Annotated in this window: 13 protein-coding genes; 8 read left to right on the top strand and 5 right to left on the bottom strand. The window is 60.2% G+C overall.

Going from position 1 to position 14,934, the window contains the following annotated elements; genetic code table 11:
• Positions 1-273 precede the first annotated feature (273 nt).
• Both ACP15V_RS01355 and ACP15V_RS01350 read left to right on the top strand, forming a co-directional pair.
• Positions 274-1,587 (top strand): adenylosuccinate synthase, encoded by a 1,314-nt coding sequence (locus ACP15V_RS01355; protein ID WP_424941886.1) that lies wholly within the window; start codon positions 274-276, stop codon positions 1,585-1,587.
• A gap of 76 nt (positions 1,588-1,663) precedes the next feature.
• Positions 1,664-1,954, top strand: coding sequence for a DUF2842 domain-containing protein (locus ACP15V_RS01350; protein WP_424941885.1), 291 nt, complete (start codon positions 1,664-1,666; stop codon positions 1,952-1,954).
• Positions 1,955-2,004: 50 nt separating this feature from the next.
• Here ACP15V_RS01350 and ACP15V_RS01345 read toward each other — a convergent pair whose 3' ends face one another.
• Entirely contained in the window at positions 2,005-4,668 is a 2,664-nt protein-coding gene (locus ACP15V_RS01345; RefSeq protein WP_424941884.1) for a hypothetical protein, read from the bottom strand.
• A 224-nt stretch (positions 4,669-4,892) separates the two neighbouring features.
• On the opposite strand from ACP15V_RS01345, the gene ACP15V_RS01340 reads away from it, so the two are divergent.
• The gene (locus ACP15V_RS01340) at positions 4,893-5,549 is read left to right on the top strand and encodes a thiamine diphosphokinase (protein ID WP_424941883.1); all 657 of its coding nucleotides are present in this window, start codon (positions 4,893-4,895) and stop codon (positions 5,547-5,549) included.
• Between the two features lie 5 nt (positions 5,550-5,554).
• Here the strand turns inward: ACP15V_RS01340 and ACP15V_RS01335 are convergent, their stop codons facing one another.
• The 3 genes from ACP15V_RS01335 to ACP15V_RS01325 form a co-directional block, all read right to left on the bottom strand.
• Positions 5,555-6,445 carry a DMT family transporter gene (locus tag ACP15V_RS01335; protein WP_424941882.1) on the bottom strand — a complete coding sequence of 297 codons (891 nt, stop codon included), beginning with the start codon at positions 6,443-6,445 and terminating at the stop codon, positions 5,555-5,557.
• A 177-nt stretch (positions 6,446-6,622) separates the two neighbouring features.
• Positions 6,623-8,002: an L-serine ammonia-lyase gene (locus ACP15V_RS01330; protein ID WP_424941881.1), complete on the bottom strand. Its 1,380-nt coding sequence runs from the start codon at positions 8,000-8,002 to the stop codon at positions 6,623-6,625.
• Positions 8,003-8,092: 90 nt separating this feature from the next.
• The gene (locus ACP15V_RS01325; RefSeq protein ID WP_424941880.1) at positions 8,093-8,446 is read right to left on the bottom strand and encodes a YbaN family protein; all 354 of its coding nucleotides are present in this window, start codon (positions 8,444-8,446) and stop codon (positions 8,093-8,095) included.
• Positions 8,447-8,686: 240 nt separating this feature from the next.
• On the opposite strand from ACP15V_RS01325, the gene rpiA reads away from it, so the two are divergent.
• The 5 genes from rpiA (at position 8,687) to ACP15V_RS01300 (ending at position 13,492) form a co-directional block, all read left to right on the top strand.
• On the top strand, positions 8,687-9,469 hold the full coding sequence (rpiA, locus tag ACP15V_RS01320; RefSeq protein ID WP_424941879.1) for a ribose-5-phosphate isomerase RpiA: 783 nt from the start codon (positions 8,687-8,689) through the stop codon (positions 9,467-9,469).
• Positions 9,470-9,666: 197 nt separating this feature from the next.
• Positions 9,667-11,043 carry a glutathione-disulfide reductase gene (gene gor / locus ACP15V_RS01315; protein WP_424941878.1) on the top strand — a complete coding sequence of 459 codons (1,377 nt, stop codon included), beginning with the start codon at positions 9,667-9,669 and terminating at the stop codon, positions 11,041-11,043.
• A 273-nt stretch (positions 11,044-11,316) separates the two neighbouring features.
• Positions 11,317-12,438 carry an FtsH protease activity modulator HflK gene (gene hflK, locus ACP15V_RS01310; RefSeq protein WP_424941877.1) on the top strand — a complete coding sequence of 374 codons (1,122 nt, stop codon included), beginning with the start codon at positions 11,317-11,319 and terminating at the stop codon, positions 12,436-12,438.
• A complete protein-coding gene (hflC, locus tag ACP15V_RS01305) occupies positions 12,438-13,310 on the top strand; it encodes a protease modulator HflC (RefSeq protein ID WP_424941876.1) in 873 nt (290 codons plus the stop codon). Before hflK ends, hflC begins: the two co-directional genes overlap by 1 nt.
• Positions 13,307-13,492, top strand: coding sequence for a DUF2065 family protein (locus ACP15V_RS01300; RefSeq protein WP_424941875.1), 186 nt, complete (start codon positions 13,307-13,309; stop codon positions 13,490-13,492). The genes hflC and ACP15V_RS01300 overlap by 4 nt, the downstream gene beginning before the upstream one ends.
• 89 nt (positions 13,493-13,581) lie before the next feature.
• Here the strand turns inward: ACP15V_RS01300 and ACP15V_RS01295 are convergent, their stop codons facing one another.
• Positions 13,582-14,649 (bottom strand): hypothetical protein, encoded by a 1,068-nt coding sequence (locus ACP15V_RS01295; protein ID WP_424941874.1) that lies wholly within the window; start codon positions 14,647-14,649, stop codon positions 13,582-13,584.
• Positions 14,650-14,934: the final 285 nt, after the last annotated feature.

The following is a 14,934-nucleotide window of genomic DNA, read 5'->3' as shown; positions in this document are numbered from 1 at the left end:
ATGATCTTCGAAATCACGCGTTGACAGCTAGGGCAGAGCCTGCATTTCGAAGAAAACTAGAAAACTAGAAAACTAGAAAACTAGAAAACTAGAAAACTAGAAAACTAGAAAACTAGAAAACTAGAAAACTAGTTTTCTGGTTTTGTCGCGTCACCAACGGATGCTTCCGCAGGCCGATCCTCCGCCTTTTTGCGTCTGCGGCGAATTAGCTGTTCCCCCAGCGGCAGACTCCCGCTATGACGGGCCGGGTTTTCTTTGAGATAGGAACAGACCATGGCAAATGTTGTCGTCGTAGGCGCCCAATGGGGTGACGAAGGTAAAGGCAAAATCGTTGACTGGCTCAGCGAACGCGCAGATGTGATCTGCCGGTTTCAGGGCGGGCACAATGCGGGCCACACCCTGGTGATCGACGGCAAGGTTTACAAGCTGCACGCGCTGCCGTCTGGCGTGGTGCGCGGTGGCAAACTGTCGGTGATCGGCAATGGGGTCGTGCTGGACCCGTGGAACCTGTTGAAAGAGATTGAAACCGTGACGGCGCAGGGCGTGGAAATCTCGCCCGAGACGCTGATGATTGCGGAAAACACGCCGCTGATCCTGCCCTTCCATGGCGAGTTGGACCGTGCCCGTGAAGAGGCGGCTTCGAAAGGCACCAAAATCGGCACCACCGGGCGCGGCATTGGGCCGTGTTACGAAGACAAGGTGGGGCGTCGTGCCATCCGTGTGGCCGACCTGGCCGATGACGCCACGCTTGAGGCCCGCGTCGACCGCGCGCTGCAGCACCATGATCCGCTGCGCAAAGGTCTGGGGGTCGACCCCATCGACCGCGACGCTTTGATCGCACAACTCAAGGACGTTGCACCGAAAATTCTGCATTTCGCGGCTCCCGTCTGGAAGGTGCTGAACGAAAAGCGCAAATCCGGCAAACGGATCCTGTTCGAAGGCGCACAAGGCGCGCTTCTCGACATCGACTTTGGCACCTACCCCTTTGTGACCTCGTCCAACGTGATTGCCGGTCAGGCCGCCACCGGCGTGGGCATCGGGCCGGGCTCCATCGACTATGTGCTGGGCATCGTAAAGGCCTACACCACCCGCGTGGGCGAAGGCCCGTTCCCGACCGAGCTTCTGAACGACGATGGCACCCCCGACGCTGACGGCGAACGCCTTGGCACCCGTGGCCATGAGTTTGGCACCACCACAGGCCGTCAGCGCCGCTGCGGCTGGTTTGACGCGGCGCTGGTGCGCCAGACCTGCGCCACCTCGGGCGTGTCGGGCATTTCGCTGACCAAGCTTGACGTTCTGGACGGGTTCGAGACCCTGAAAATCTGCGTGGGTTATGAACTCGATGGCGCGCGTCTGGATTACCTGCCCACCGCCGCCGACCAACAGGCTCGTTGCCTGCCCGTCTACGAAGAAATGCCGGGCTGGAGCGAATCGACCGAAGGTGCGCGCAGCTGGAACGACCTGCCGGCCAATGCGATCAAATACGTCAAACGCGTGGAAGAGCTGATCGACTGCCCCGTCGCGCTTCTCTCGACCAGCCCGGAACGCGATGACACGATCCTGGTGACCGACCCGTTTGCGGATTGATCCGCACTGCATTGCAATGATCTGAAGGCGGGCGCGGGAAACCGTTGCCCGCCTTTTTCAAACGAAGGAAACGCCGATGGCCCTGAGTTACAAAACCCGCAAGCGCCTTTCGCTTCTGATCCTCGTGCTGGGTCTGCCCGCCTATATCATCATGGCGATCTGGGTGGTGTCACTGTTTGATCGCCCGCCGATCTGGCTGGAGCTGATCATCTATGTGGTGCTGGGGTTCCTCTGGATGCTGCCCTTCAAGAAGGTGTTTTTGGGGGTGGGGAAAGCGGACCCCGAAGAGGACCCGTCGAACTATCCGCATGATCCCGCCGGGAAATATGCGCTGAAGGACCATGAAAAGAACGAAACACGCAATTGAAAAAGGCCCCCGAAAATCGGGGGCCTTTCTTTTGGACCAATCGTGCGAGATCAGGCCGATTGGCGATCACCCGGCTTTCCTGTTGTCTGGCCGTTGGGGCGGAACCGCGTGGTGTCGGTCAGTTCGAACTGTCCGCGTTTGAGGCGCTTGATCCGCCCTTCCCGCAGCAGTTTTCCAAAGGCGCGCAGCCCTTCTTCACGGGAAAATGCGCTCTCGCCGACATAGCGGCGCACCATGCCCATCACCATTGGACGGGTAAAGGTTTCCTGACCATTGACCAAAACCGTATGGCAGGCCGCCGCTTCCAGCAGCTCGCCCAGCTCATGGGCCCCAACCTGCTCGACATAGTCGATGAACCCGGTTTCGTCAGACATCAGGATGTCCGCCGGCTCTTTGGCGTCTTCCATGTCGCGGGTCATTTGCGCGTCACGCATCACGCGCCGGGGCCGCACCACCTGGGACGGGGTTGCCGTCGCGTGGGTTTCCTCTTCCGCCGGGCCGTCGTCGATGCGTTGCTCTGACACCAGAACAAGCGGGGGCATGCGGCGTGCGGGGGTGTCCGATTTGCCAGGACGGCGTGGGCGCACAACACGGGCCAGATCGTCACGATACGCGCCGACACTGTCCGCACCGGTATCCCCTGCCAGCGCATCATCCGCATCCTCATCAGCGCGCTTGGCTTGAACCGCTGCCTTCAGGTGGGCGATGGCAGACCGGCGGCGGGACACTTCTGTGCTTTCCATATGCGAGTTGGTTTCCGCCAGGATCCGATCCAGCGCATCATCACTTTTTCCAACACCACCGTCATCAAAGGCCGTCAGCCTGGGGCTGTCTTCCTCTGACAGGTCGTCTTCGGCACTGGTGCCGGACAGGAACGGAGCGTTGGGGGTCGCGGCATCTGCCACGACATCCGCCGCTTTTGGTGCTGACGTCTCAAGGGGGGTGTGCGGGGCGTCTTCGGGCGCAGTGTCATCCTCTGCGGCCTCATTCGAACCCTCTTGCACCGGATCCGTGCCTGGCTCCTCCGGGTCCAGATCCGCGCGTGCCTCGGCCTCGGCCTTGGCCAGCTCTGCCATCAGCTCGGCTTCTTCATCCGGGGTCAGCATCGAGTTCTCGTCGTCCTCAGCCGCCGCCTCTTCGAGCTCGGTCTTGGCTGCCTCGGGGCGGCCACCCTTGATATGACGCACCCGGATCACACGCGGTTTGCGCAGCGGAGAGGCGTCGGCCACCTCTGCTTCGCTCACCTCTTTTGTGGTGTCCTCGCGTTCGTCTGTTTGTGCCGTGGCCTCTTCGTCCACAGCTTCTGACACAAGAGCAGACAGCGCATTTGCACTCTCTTTTTCGCCCTCTTCCGTCTCGCGTGTGGATGTCGGAGTGATCGGAGCGGTATCCTGAGCAGAATCTTCTGCGTCAGCTTGCGCCTCCGCCTCCGCGTCTGCGTCTGCGTCTGCGTCGATGACATCTTCTGCTTTCAGACGCGACAAGACGTCTGAAATGGTGTCATCACCGTCGCCGCGCGACAGGGTGTCCGTCGCATCTGGTTCGGCGGGGGCCGGCTGGTCTTTGACCTGCGCGGCACGCTCCAGCAACGCAGCGTTGTAAGACGCATCTTCCTCGGCATCAAACGGGCCGTCAGGGTCGGCATCTGTATCCATCACGGCCAGAACCGACGACACGGTGCTGGGCGCGGCGTGTTCCTCTTCCGGAAGGGCCTTCTCCGGTTGGGGGGCCTCTGCGGTGGTGGAGATCGCTGCATCAGAGCCATCGTTGCCTTCAGCCTCGATGGCCTCCGCCGCCGGGGGCGAAGCCTCGGTGATTTCGTCAGCGGTGTCGTCTGTCAGATCCTGTTGACGTTCCTTTTCCGCGCGACGGGCGCGGCGACGCTGACGCAGATCTCGCAGCTCATCAGACGACAGCGGGGTCTCTTCAGCCTCTTGCGGTTCCTCATCGGTCGGGGCCGCCGTGTCCATTGGGGTCGACGTCAGGGGCGACGGGGAGGCGTCGGGGTGTTCGATTTCGTCCGTTACATCTTCGGCATCGCCGTCTGCAAACAGACTGCTTGTCTCCTGGTCCTCGGCATACTGGTCGGCCGCGACAAAGGCGGCTTCGCCCCCGGCGCGTTTTTCATCGACCACGGCGCGAATGCGTTGCAGCTTGTCGGCAATGCTGCCCATGGCAGGCGCGACGGTGGTGTCGGATTTGGTGTCCGAGGGGGCGTTGTCCGGGGTGGTGATGACGGGTTTCGGTGTGTCCACCTGGTCTGCCACCTCATCCGCCACAGCATCGGCCTCGGTCTTTTCGGCCGTTGGTGTCTGGGGTGGGGTCTCGGGTTGGGTCTCCGATGGGGTCTCGGGCGTGGCGGTCACCTCTTCGACGACCGGTGCCTGCATGTCGGTGCGGGCATCGGGCGACGGGGCGTTTGATGCAGGTTGCACGGACCGGGTCGGGTCCTCTTGCACCACATCCGGAGCGGCCTCATCGGTCAACAAATGATCGGCCGCAACCAAGGTGGCACCAACCGCTGTTTGCGCACCGGTTTCGGCATCCGCCTGGCGCAAAACCACGCCATCGTCTTCAATGCGGGCTTCCACCCGTTTCTGGATCTCACGTTCAGCGATGCGATGCAGCATCTCGGCATCCGGCGTCGGTGGTTCCGCGCCGAAGTAGCGATCGTCTGCTGCCAGATCACGGAAATACTCCGCAATTGACTTCATCGTGTTGAAAGGCTCGTCAAAACCCTCCAACGTGCACGAAAACGTGCCGTAAGATACAGTGAGAATCTTGCTATTGCTCACCATAAATAACTCGCTTTCTCCCCCGATCCAGCAGGAACCTGTTTACCATGCACTGGTTCGGGAAAATGAACAAAACCGGGAAATTCGCGGTATTTTTTCTGGGCAGGAATGTGTTTAGTTTCTCAGCTGGAAACAATAACCGCATGAAAGGGCAGATTTTGCAACAATCAGATCATGTCACGCTGCTGGGGGGCGGGATTGTTAACCACGCGATTCTTCAGGATTGTCTCGCGCTGGCCCCGCGTCTGGTGGCGGTGGATGGGGGCGCAGATGCCGCTTTGGCGCTCGATCTGGTGCCGGAACAGGTTCTGGGGGACCTCGACAGCCTGTCGCAGGTCGCCCGCGCACGGTTGGACCCTGAAAGCATCATCGAGACCCCTGACCAAAACCGTACTGATTTCGATAAGGCGCTGGAAACCGTGGCCGCGCCGCTGGCCCTTGGGGTTGGTTTCATGGGCGGGCGACTGGATCATGAACTGGCCTGCTATAACGCGCTGGTGCGCAGTGACCGGCGCTGTGTGTTGGTGGGCGAGGAAGATCTGTGTTTTCACGTCCCCGATCAGATCACGCTTGGCCTGCCGGTGGGCACGCGCCTGTCGCTTTTTCCCATGGCCGAAGTGGCGGGGTATTGCACCGGGTTGAAATGGCCTGTCGATGGGTTGGTCATGGCGCCCTGGGCACGGGTGGGGACCTCAAACGAAGTGACCATGCCCGAGCAGGACTTGCGCTTCAATTGCCCCGGCATGCTGGTGATCTTGCCGCGTGTCCATCTGGCGGCTGTGGTGGTGGCGCTGTCCTGACGGGCCTAGGCCATTTCCCGCGCCTGGCGGTGCTCTCGCGCAACCACGTAAAGCCCGGCCGCCACGGTGATGGCAATCCCCACCGCGGCAAGCCCATTGGGCAGGTCACGAAAGAACAGCCACCCCATCAGGGTGGCAAATGGGATTTCCAGATATTGCATCGGGGCCAACGTGGCAGAGGGGGCGTATTTCAAACTGGCGGTCATCAGGATGGCTGACCCGGTGCCGATCACGCCGAAGGCAATGAGGTCGGGCAGTGTGGATAACGGGGGAAGGGCGACGGGCCCCGCGAGGATCCACAGCGGCAACAGCACAATCGCCCCCAGATACCCGTTCGCCACCTGTATCGCCAGAGGATCCAGCGCCCGAGAGATCTTGCGCGTGATCATGGCAAAGACCGCAAATCCCAGTGCCACGCCCAAAGGCAAAACCGCCACCAGCCCCACGGCAATAAAGTTGGGTTGGATCACCAAAAGCGTGCCAATGAAGCCCACCAGCGCGGCGGCAATCCGATGCGGCCCCACCTGTTCATGCAGGAAAAAATGCCCAAGACCCAGCATGATAAACGGTGCCACAAAGGCGATGGCCACCGCATCTGCCAGGGGCAGAAAGCGCAGCGATTGATACATCAAAGCCATGGATATCAGCAGGACGAGGCTGCGCGCCAGCATCCAAAGCCGCGCCCCTTTGGGCGGCACACAGGATATCCCCCGGATCCTGAGCCAAGGATAGAGCAACAAGGGAAACAGAAACCGCAGGGTGATCAGCGCCAGCAACGCCACCTCTGCCCCCAGCGCCTTGGCCTGTGCATCCGACAGCGGCACCAACATGCAAAACCCCAGCATCAACAGGATGCCAAGCAGGGGCCGGTCATGTGGGGTGGTCTGATCAGTCATGGCGCGACCCTAAAGCGTTTCGAGATTAACTTGAAACACAAGTTGATTTCGAAACGCCCGCATCGTCATGACGTTCCGAGCGTTTCGCCTCAGTATTTCGCCTCAGTATTGTGTCTCAACAATATGCCAAAACGCTTTAAATCGCCCCACCGGGAAGTCAATGCGCCGGTCTTGGGATCAGCAATTCGGGACGTTGACCGCGAGCCCCCCCAAAGAGGTCTCTTTATACTTCTCCATCATGTCCTGACCGGTTTCGAACATGGTTTTCACGCAGGCATCCAGCGGCACAAGATGGGTGCCATCGCCGCGCAGCGACAGCGACGCGGCGGACACCGCCTTGATCGCGCCCACCCCGTTGCGTTCAATACAAGGCACCTGCACCAGCCCCTTGATCGGGTCACAGGTCAGGCCAAGATGATGTTCCAGTGCAATCTCCGCGGCGTTTTCCACCTGCATCGGCGTGCCGCCCATCACAGCACACAGGCCCGCAGCGGCCATGGCGCTGGCCGATCCGACCTCAGCCTGACAGCCCGCTTCGGCGCCCGAGATCGACGCGTTGTGTTTGACGATCCCGCCAATCGCAGACGCGGTCAGCAGAAATTCGTCAATCTTGTCGCGGCTGGCCCCGGGGACGTGATTGAGCCAATACATGATGACAGCGGGCAGCACACCGGCCGCGCCATTGGTGGGCGCGGTGACCACCTGGCCGCCGGCGGCGTTTTCTTCGTTCACCGCCATGGCATAGACGCTCATCCAGTCATTGATCGTGTGCGGCGCGGTCAGGTTCAGGCCCTTTTCCGCCTGCAACGCCTCGTAGATGTTGCGCGCGCGGCGCTTCACCGACAGGCCACCGGGCAGGATCCCGTCACGCTCCAGCCCCCGGGTGATGCAATCTTCCATCACCTGCCACAGGCGTTTGATGCCCGCATCCAGCGAGGCTGGCCCCATATGTTCCAGCTCATTGGCGCGCTTCATCTCGGCAATGCTTTTGCCGGATTTCGCGGCCATCTCAAGCATTTGTGCTGCGGTTTCAAACGGGTAGGGGTGGGTTTTTGCATCTTCCTTGTCGCGGATCGGTTCTTCGGCCTGTTCGGCCTCGGTCACCACAAACCCGCCGCCAATCGAATAATACGTCTCGCGCACCACCACGTCACCCTGCGCGTCGGTGGCCATCAACACCATGCCGTTGGCGTGGCCGGGCAGCGGGTGGTCATAGTCGAAAATCAAATCCGCTTTCGGGTCAAATTTCAGCGTGCCCAACCCCTCGGGGCTGACGGTTTTGCTGGCCTCAATGGCTGCAAGGCACTCTTCCGCCGCGGCATGTTCATAGGTATCCGGCAGAAAGCCTGCGAGCCCCAGAATGGTGGCGCGATCCGTGGCGTGGCCTACGCCGGTGAAGGCCAGCGATCCGTGTAGCGAGGCCCGCAGCCCCGCCACCTGAAACGGTTGTTCCCGCAACAAATCCAGAAAGCGACCCCCGGCCACCATCGGCCCCATCGTGTGGGACGAACTGGGGCCAACCCCCACTTTGAACATGTCAAAAACAGACAGAAACATGAGACCCTCGCGCGGTTTGGTCCAAAAGCATAAGGGCGACCATGACGATTTTTTAGCAAAGCCGAGGGGCAGAAAGCGACATTTTCCTGCTTAGTCAGGACGTGTCAGCACAAAAGCCGCCCCCGCAGCGATCAGCCCCCCCTGAACGAGAAGGACCCATAACGGCAAACCCTTCCAGATCGAAAAGGCAATGACCAGTGCCATCATGCTGGTCGCCAGAAGTTTCGCCCGCCGCGAAATCGCGCCCCGCTCTTCCCAGTCGCGAATGGTCGGGCCGAAATGTGCGTGTTCGATCAACCAGTTGCGTGCCTTCGGGCTGGATTTTCCAAAGGCAAAGGCCGCAACAAGCAAGAAAGGGGTGGTTGGCAATACCGGCAACACAACCCCCAGCAGGCCAAGGCCCACCGCCCCCCATCCCAGGGCCATGTAGAAAAATTTGCTCATCCGCTTTGCCGTTCTCCAAACGACCGTTTCGCGCGTCATGCTGGGGCAATGTCACCGGAATGTCCAGCGCGCTGTGATTTTCTATTAACGCATTGATTGTATGTAATAATATCCACGGCCCGACGTGCTGCAATTGGATCCGGGGCGGGTTTACTTGCACTTCTCTATCGCCACGTCGGTACAACTCTTTTATAAGCCAAGAAAAAGCACCAGAACGTGCATCAAAAGGGGATTGCTGCCATGTCCGGGGAATTGTCACCCATCGATACCGCCAAATTTGTCGCCGCCAAACGCGCGGTGGAGTTTGTCGAGGACGGGATGCGCGTGGGGCTGGGCACCGGATCCACCGCGGCCTGGATGGTGCGTTGCCTGGGCGAACTGGTGCGCGACGAAGGCCTGCGGATCACCGGGGTGCCGACGTCATCGCGCACCGCGGATCTGGCGCGCCAACAGGGCATTCATGTGGTCAGCCTGGACGAGGCAAAATGGCTGGACCTGACCATTGATGGCACCGATGAATTTGATGCGGATCTCTGTCTGATCAAAGGCGGCGGCGGCGCACATCTGCTTGAAAAAATTGTCGCAACTGCGTCTGACCGGATGGTGGTAATCGCTGACCCGTCCAAATCTGTCGATGCGCTGGGCGCTTTTCCGCTGCCGTTGGAAGTGGTGCCCTTTGGCTGGCAGACCTCGAAAAACCTTGTCGAAGAAATGCTGGTGTCTCTCGATGTGCTGGGCCAGACCACAACGCTCCGGATGAATGGCAGCTCGCCCTTTGTTTCGGATGAAGGCAATTACATTCTTGATCTGCATCTGAAACGGATCGGCGACCCGCGCAGATTGTCGATGGTGCTGAACCAGATCCCCGGCGTGGTGGAAAATGGCCTTTTCATCGACATCTGCGACGTGGTTGTGGTGGGGCATGGCGATGGCCGGGTGGAGGTGACCGACATCAACGAAGGCACCTTTGAAGAGGACCGGATCGAATTTGTGGACAGCGACAATATCTTTAAAGATTTATAGGCCTGCAAACGCAAAAGTTTAAACTTTTGTGGGATGAATTCCCGAAACTTTTAACTTTTGTCTCCCTCAGAAGGACGCTCCGGGGGAACCTGATCGCGGTTTTGTGACCGCGCATGGTGTTTTCGCGGCCCCCCGCTCTGGAAAGATCAACGGCTTGCCCCTAGGTTCTCGTCAACTGGATTTCGGAAGGGACAATCATGAGCAACGCAGCAGGTGAATTCGACTATGACCTCTTTGTGATCGGCGGCGGGTCGGGCGGCGTGCGCGCGGGCCGGGTGGCGGCGGAAGGCGGGGCCAAGGTGGCGCTGGCGGAAGAGTTCCGCATGGGCGGCACCTGTGTGATCCGGGGCTGCGTGCCGAAAAAACTGATGGTGTTTGCGTCCCACTATGGCCCGGCCGCCGACGAGGCCGCGAAATACGGTTGGAAGGGCAATGACGCCGGCACGTTCGACTGGGGGCAGTTTCAGCCGATGCTGCATGCGGAACTGGACCGGCTGGAAGGCATCTACCAGCGCAACCTGGGCAATTCGGGTGCGGATATTTTCAATGCCCGCGCGGTGGTGAAAGATGCGCACACGGTTGCGCTGTCGACCGGCGAGGAGTTTACCGCCAAGCACATCCTGATCGCCACGGGCGGGCGGCCCTTTGTGCCCGACACGCCGGGCGCGCGCGCCCTGGGCATCACCTCGAACGATATTTTCAACCTCGACCAGTTCCCCAACCGGATCCTGATCATCGGTGGCGGCTATATCGCGACCGAGTTTGCGTGCATTTTCAACGGATTGGGTGCGCATGTGGCGCAATGGTATCGCGGCGCACAGATCCTGCGTGGCTTTGATGACGAGGTGCGCGGGCTCTTGGCCGAACACATCACGGCACGCGGCGTGGACCTGCATGTCGGGCAGGATGTCGAACGGATGGAGCAGCGCGACGGGGCCATCTGGGTCAAAGGCACCGATGGGCGCGAAGAGATGTTTGATCAGGTGCTCTTTGCCACCGGGCGCGTGCCCAACACCGATGGTCTGGGGCTGGAGGAGATCGGCGTCGAGCTTGGCCGCTCGGGCGAGGTGAAGGTGGACGCCTATTCGCAAACCGCCGTGCCCTCGATCTACGCGGTGGGCGATGTGACCGACCGGATCACCCTGACCCCGGTTGCGATCCGCGAGGCGATGGCCTTTGTGGAAACGGTGTTCAAGGGCAACCCGACCAAGCCGGATCATGAAAATGTTGCTTCCGCCGTGTTCACCCAGCCGGAATATGGCACGGTCGGGATGAGCGAGGAAGCGGCGCGCGAGCAAGAGAAAATCGACGTCTACACCGCCGCCTTCCGCCCGATGCAATCGAGCTTTATCGGGTCTGACGAACGGGTGTTGTTCAAGCTGGTCGTGGCGCAGGACAGCCAGAGAGTGCTGGGGGTGCATATTGTTGGCCCCGGCGCCGGTGAAATGATCCAGCTGGCGGCGGTCGCGGTGAAAATGGGCGCGACCAAGGCCGATTTCGACCGCACTGTGGCCGTGCACCCGACCATGTCGGAAGAGATTGTTCTGATGAAAACACCGACCCGTCGCGACTGAACCTGAACCCGCGACACGTGACTTGAAGACGCGCGCCATTTGGTGCGCGTTTTTCATAAGGGGCGGCAGTGACAGCTTGACCACGCCCCCCGACGCGCATTTCGAAGAAAACTAGAAAACTAGAAAACTAGAAAACTAGTTTTCTGGTTTTTTGCAGAAATCATGTTCTTCGCCACGGAAATGCCCTGCAATCCGGGGGCTTTGACTTGAAAAAACCTGTCTGAAAGGCCAGTTATTGTCGCGAAGCTTTGACCAGATAAGGATAACAACCAAATGGCCAGCGATAATGGCGGTCCCTGGGGCGGCGGTGGCAACCGCGGCGGCTCTGGTGGCAACAAAGGTGGTGATCGACCGCCGCAACGTCCGGGTGATCAAACTCCGATCCCGGAAATCGACGAATTGATGAAAAAAGGGCAAGAGCAGCTGCGCGTTCTGATGGGCGGCCGGTCTGACAATCGTCGCGGCGGATCGGGCCAAGGCGGCGGCGGGGGCGGCTTTGGCCGTGGCTCGCTGATGCTGGCGGCGCTTGCTGCGGCTGGTGTCTGGGTCTTTGCCAGTTTCTATCGCGTCGACACGTCTGAGCAATCGGTTGAGCAGCTGTTTGGCGCGCGCTACGGCGTGGGGCAGGAAGGTCTGAACTTCGCGCCCTGGCCGGTGGTGACCAAGGAAATCTATCCGGTGACCCGCGAAAATATCATCAACATTGGCGAAGGCAATTCCGGCCTGATGCTGACCGGGGATGAAAACATCGTGGATATCGATTTCCAGGTGGTCTGGAACATCTCGAATATCGAGGATTTCGTCTACAACCTCGCCGCCCCCGAAGACACCATTCGTGCGGTGTCGGAATCGGCCATGCGCGAGATTATTGCCCGGTCGCTTCTGGGCCCGATCCTGACCTCGGATCGTGGTGTCATTCAGCAGGAATTGCAGGACCTGATTCAGCAGACCCTGGATGGCTATGAAGCCGGCGTCAACATCGTGCGGGTGAACTTCGACCGCGCCGACCCGCCGCGCGAAGTGATCGACAGCTTCCGCGAAGTGCAGGCGGCTGAACAGACCCGCGACACGCTGCAGAAACAGGCCGATGCCTATGCCAACCGCGTTGTGGCTGCCGCCCGTGGTGAGGCCGCCCAGCTTCTGGAAGAGGCGGAAGGCTATCGTGCCAAGGTGGTGAATGAGGCCGAAGGCGAAGCCGCGCGCTTTATTGCGGTTTACGACGAATATGCCAAGGCCCAGGACATCACCCGCAAACGTCTTTACCTCGAGACGCTGGAAAAAGTGATGGGATCGATCAACAAGGTGATCATCGACGGGCCGGTTGGGGGCGAAGGGGGCGTGGTGCCTTATCTGCCGCTCAATGAGCTGAACAAACCCAGCGGAGGGTCGAACTGATGCGTAAGACACAAGTGAGTGTTGCCCTCCTGGTTGTGGCCGTTGTGGCCGCCCTTCAGGCGATCTATATCGTGGATGAACGCGAAACCGCGCTGAAGCTGCGCTTTGGTGAGGTAAAGGAAGAGATCCGCAATCCGGGGCTTTATTTCAAAGTGCCGCTGATCGACGAGGTCGTGAAATATGACGACCGGATCCTGCCGCTTGACACCCGCAAGCTGGAAGTGACGCCTGCTGACGGGCGTCGTCTGGAAGTTGATGCCTTTGCTCGTTGGCGTATCATTGATGCCAAGGAGTTTCGCCGGTCCGTTGGGGCTGGTGGTATTGCTGGCGCTGCATCGCGGCTTGAGCGGATCCTGAACGCCGAACTTCGTGCTGTGCTGGGTAAGGTGAACTCGGGCGTGGTCCTGTCGGCTGACCGGATCCTGCTGATGAACCAGATCCGCGATCGTGCCCGCAGCCAATCTGTTGATCTTGGCATCGAAGTGATTGACGTGCGGATCAAAAGCGCTGACCTGCCGCAGCAAAACCTTGAAGCGACGTTTGAGCGGATGCGGGCGGAACGTCAGCGTCTGGCCGCAGACGAGATTGCCCGTGGTAACGAAGCGGCCCAACGCCTGCGCGCAACGGCGGATCGGACCGTGGTGGAAACCACGTCTGAAGCCCGCAAGAACGCCCAGATCATCCGGGGTGAGGCCGACGCGCGTCGCAACGCGATCCTGGCCGAAGCGCTGGGTCGGGACGAAGAGTTCTACGCCTTCCTGCGCTCGCTGCAGGCGTACGAGCAATCGCTTGCGGGCGACAACTCGTCGATGGTGATTTCACCCGATAGCGAGTTTTTCGACTATCTGAAATCCGATGAGGGCCGGAAATGAGCCTTGTCCTGCTTGGATTTGGACTTGTACTTGTGATCGAGGGGCTGGTGTTCGCACTGGCCCCTTCGCGATTGGACGAGTTGTTGGCCGCGATCAATGCGCTTAGCCGGGATCATCGTCGGGTGTTGGGGCTTGGGGCCGTGGCCATTGGTGCGGTGATGGTTTGGTTGTCGCAGGGATAAAGGGCGTGCCCGAACCGGGGGCGGACCCGGACGTGGCAGGCTGTGCCGTGCCTCTTTCGGAATGTCTGACCCAGCGGGACGCCGCGCCCTCAGTCAGCAAGGCTGGCCAATTTTGGCGGTGGCGTGAACGTGGTCGGGACCTCTGACGCCTTCAGCAAGGTTTCCATCAGTGGGGCAGAGAGGGGTGGTTTGAAGATCCCCGACACCACCCCATGCGACACGCTGAGCACAAGAAATGCCAGCTGATTGGAGCCCACCACCAAGGTCACCTCCTGAAGGTCCCCCTCCTGCAGATCCTCGATGGCTTTGATCCGTTCAAAGGCCCCGTCATTCACTGGCAAAAAACGGGCCCCGATGCCGTCCAGCGCAGTGATGCTTCCATCCACCACGTCCAGCCCGACCTCCAGCGCGGCAGGAATGCGGCAGTCATATTGGTTGTAAACCTGAGACGGCACGGCGGGGCTTTCCGGAGCGGATGCGGTCTGTCGCTGTTTTGATAACAGCTTGGGGGTGATGCGGCGGGCAATCCAGCTGGCGATCCGGCTGCTGGCCCAGATCAGGGCGGTTGCGGACAGGACCATGCCCAAAACCACAAGCAAAAGATCGGGCGAATATCCCAAGTCAAACAGGTGATCGGCCTTCTTGCCCAATATCCGCCGGGCCATGCGACGAAATCCGCCGACCTGATCGCTTTGATCTGCCAGTTGCCGGCCACTGGCCGCCGATGGGCTGCAGGAAAACCTGAGTGCCACGATCAACGCCCCGACCTGGCCACGCACCTGATCAGGGGCTGCAAAGCGACCCGTTTTCAGGGCGCTGTTGCTGGCGGCAAACAGCCAGTCGAACGACGCTTTCCAGCCGCCCAGCCCCAAATCCCCGGATCTGTCATCGGCGAGGATCTGCTTGGCCTGGTCCAACTCGCGCCGCAGCAAATCCAGGTCATGCGGGCTGAGATATTCATCATGGCTGGAGACCAGGCTGACGGTATCGATCAGGGCGTTCACTTCGGCAGGGATCCCACATCGGTCGTCTGCATGGGCGAAACCAACCGAGGCGACAAGGGCCACCCAGGCCAAAAGGGCCAGGACAGCCGCCTGGGGTGCGGCGTGAAGGGCGCCAAGCCAACGCCCGTTGACTGTCAAATTCTTCTGTTCCACCCTGACTGGATAAGGCAACAAGGCTAAAATAGTCTGAAAATCGTTCTTATGCTTTGGGATATATGCGAAAAATGCAGGTTGGCCGCGGGTCGGTGAGGCGCGAACGGCAGGGCTTCGCCGTTGGGCATCAGCGCATCGGTATCACAAGAGGGTGAGGCGATGTGACATCCCCCTTGCAGACATTTGCGTTGCACATTTTGGTTCCTATCTAGAGACTGTCAGCAACGGGCCGCCGGATGTGCTCACAAGTACCCGCCGGCCCTCACCGGATTTGAGAAAGAGGAG

The sequence above is a fragment of the Aliiroseovarius crassostreae genome (genome assembly GCF_049803815.1).
Classification (GTDB): Bacteria; Pseudomonadota; Alphaproteobacteria; order Rhodobacterales; family Rhodobacteraceae; genus Aliiroseovarius; species Aliiroseovarius crassostreae_A.
This window is presented reverse-complemented; position numbering and strand designations above follow the sequence as displayed.

Bases quoted from the DNA above. Each gene is read 5' to 3' on its own strand.
- hflK (WP_424941877.1), top strand. From the start codon at position 11,317: ATGGCCAGCGATAATGGCGGTCCCTGGGGCGGCGGTGGCAACCGCGGC.
- ACP15V_RS01330 (WP_424941881.1), bottom strand. From the start codon at position 8,002: ATGTTTCTGTCTGTTTTTGACATGTTCAAAGTGGGGGTTGGCCCCAGT.
- gor (WP_424941878.1), top strand. From the start codon at position 9,667: ATGAGCAACGCAGCAGGTGAATTCGACTATGACCTCTTTGTGATCGGC.
- ACP15V_RS01325 (WP_424941880.1), bottom strand. From the start codon at position 8,446: ATGAGCAAATTTTTCTACATGGCCCTGGGATGGGGGGCGGTGGGCCTT.
- rpiA (WP_424941879.1), top strand. From the start codon at position 8,687: ATGTCCGGGGAATTGTCACCCATCGATACCGCCAAATTTGTCGCCGCC.
- hflC (WP_424941876.1), top strand. From the start codon at position 12,438: ATGCGTAAGACACAAGTGAGTGTTGCCCTCCTGGTTGTGGCCGTTGTG.
- ACP15V_RS01350 (WP_424941885.1), top strand. From the start codon at position 1,664: ATGGCCCTGAGTTACAAAACCCGCAAGCGCCTTTCGCTTCTGATCCTC.
- ACP15V_RS01355 (WP_424941886.1), top strand. From the start codon at position 274: ATGGCAAATGTTGTCGTCGTAGGCGCCCAATGGGGTGACGAAGGTAAA.
- ACP15V_RS01340 (WP_424941883.1), top strand. From the start codon at position 4,893: ATGAAAGGGCAGATTTTGCAACAATCAGATCATGTCACGCTGCTGGGG.
- ACP15V_RS01335 (WP_424941882.1), bottom strand. From the start codon at position 6,445: ATGACTGATCAGACCACCCCACATGACCGGCCCCTGCTTGGCATCCTG.
- ACP15V_RS01345 (WP_424941884.1), bottom strand. From the start codon at position 4,668: ATGAAGTCAATTGCGGAGTATTTCCGTGATCTGGCAGCAGACGATCGC.
- ACP15V_RS01300 (WP_424941875.1), top strand. From the start codon at position 13,307: ATGAGCCTTGTCCTGCTTGGATTTGGACTTGTACTTGTGATCGAGGGG.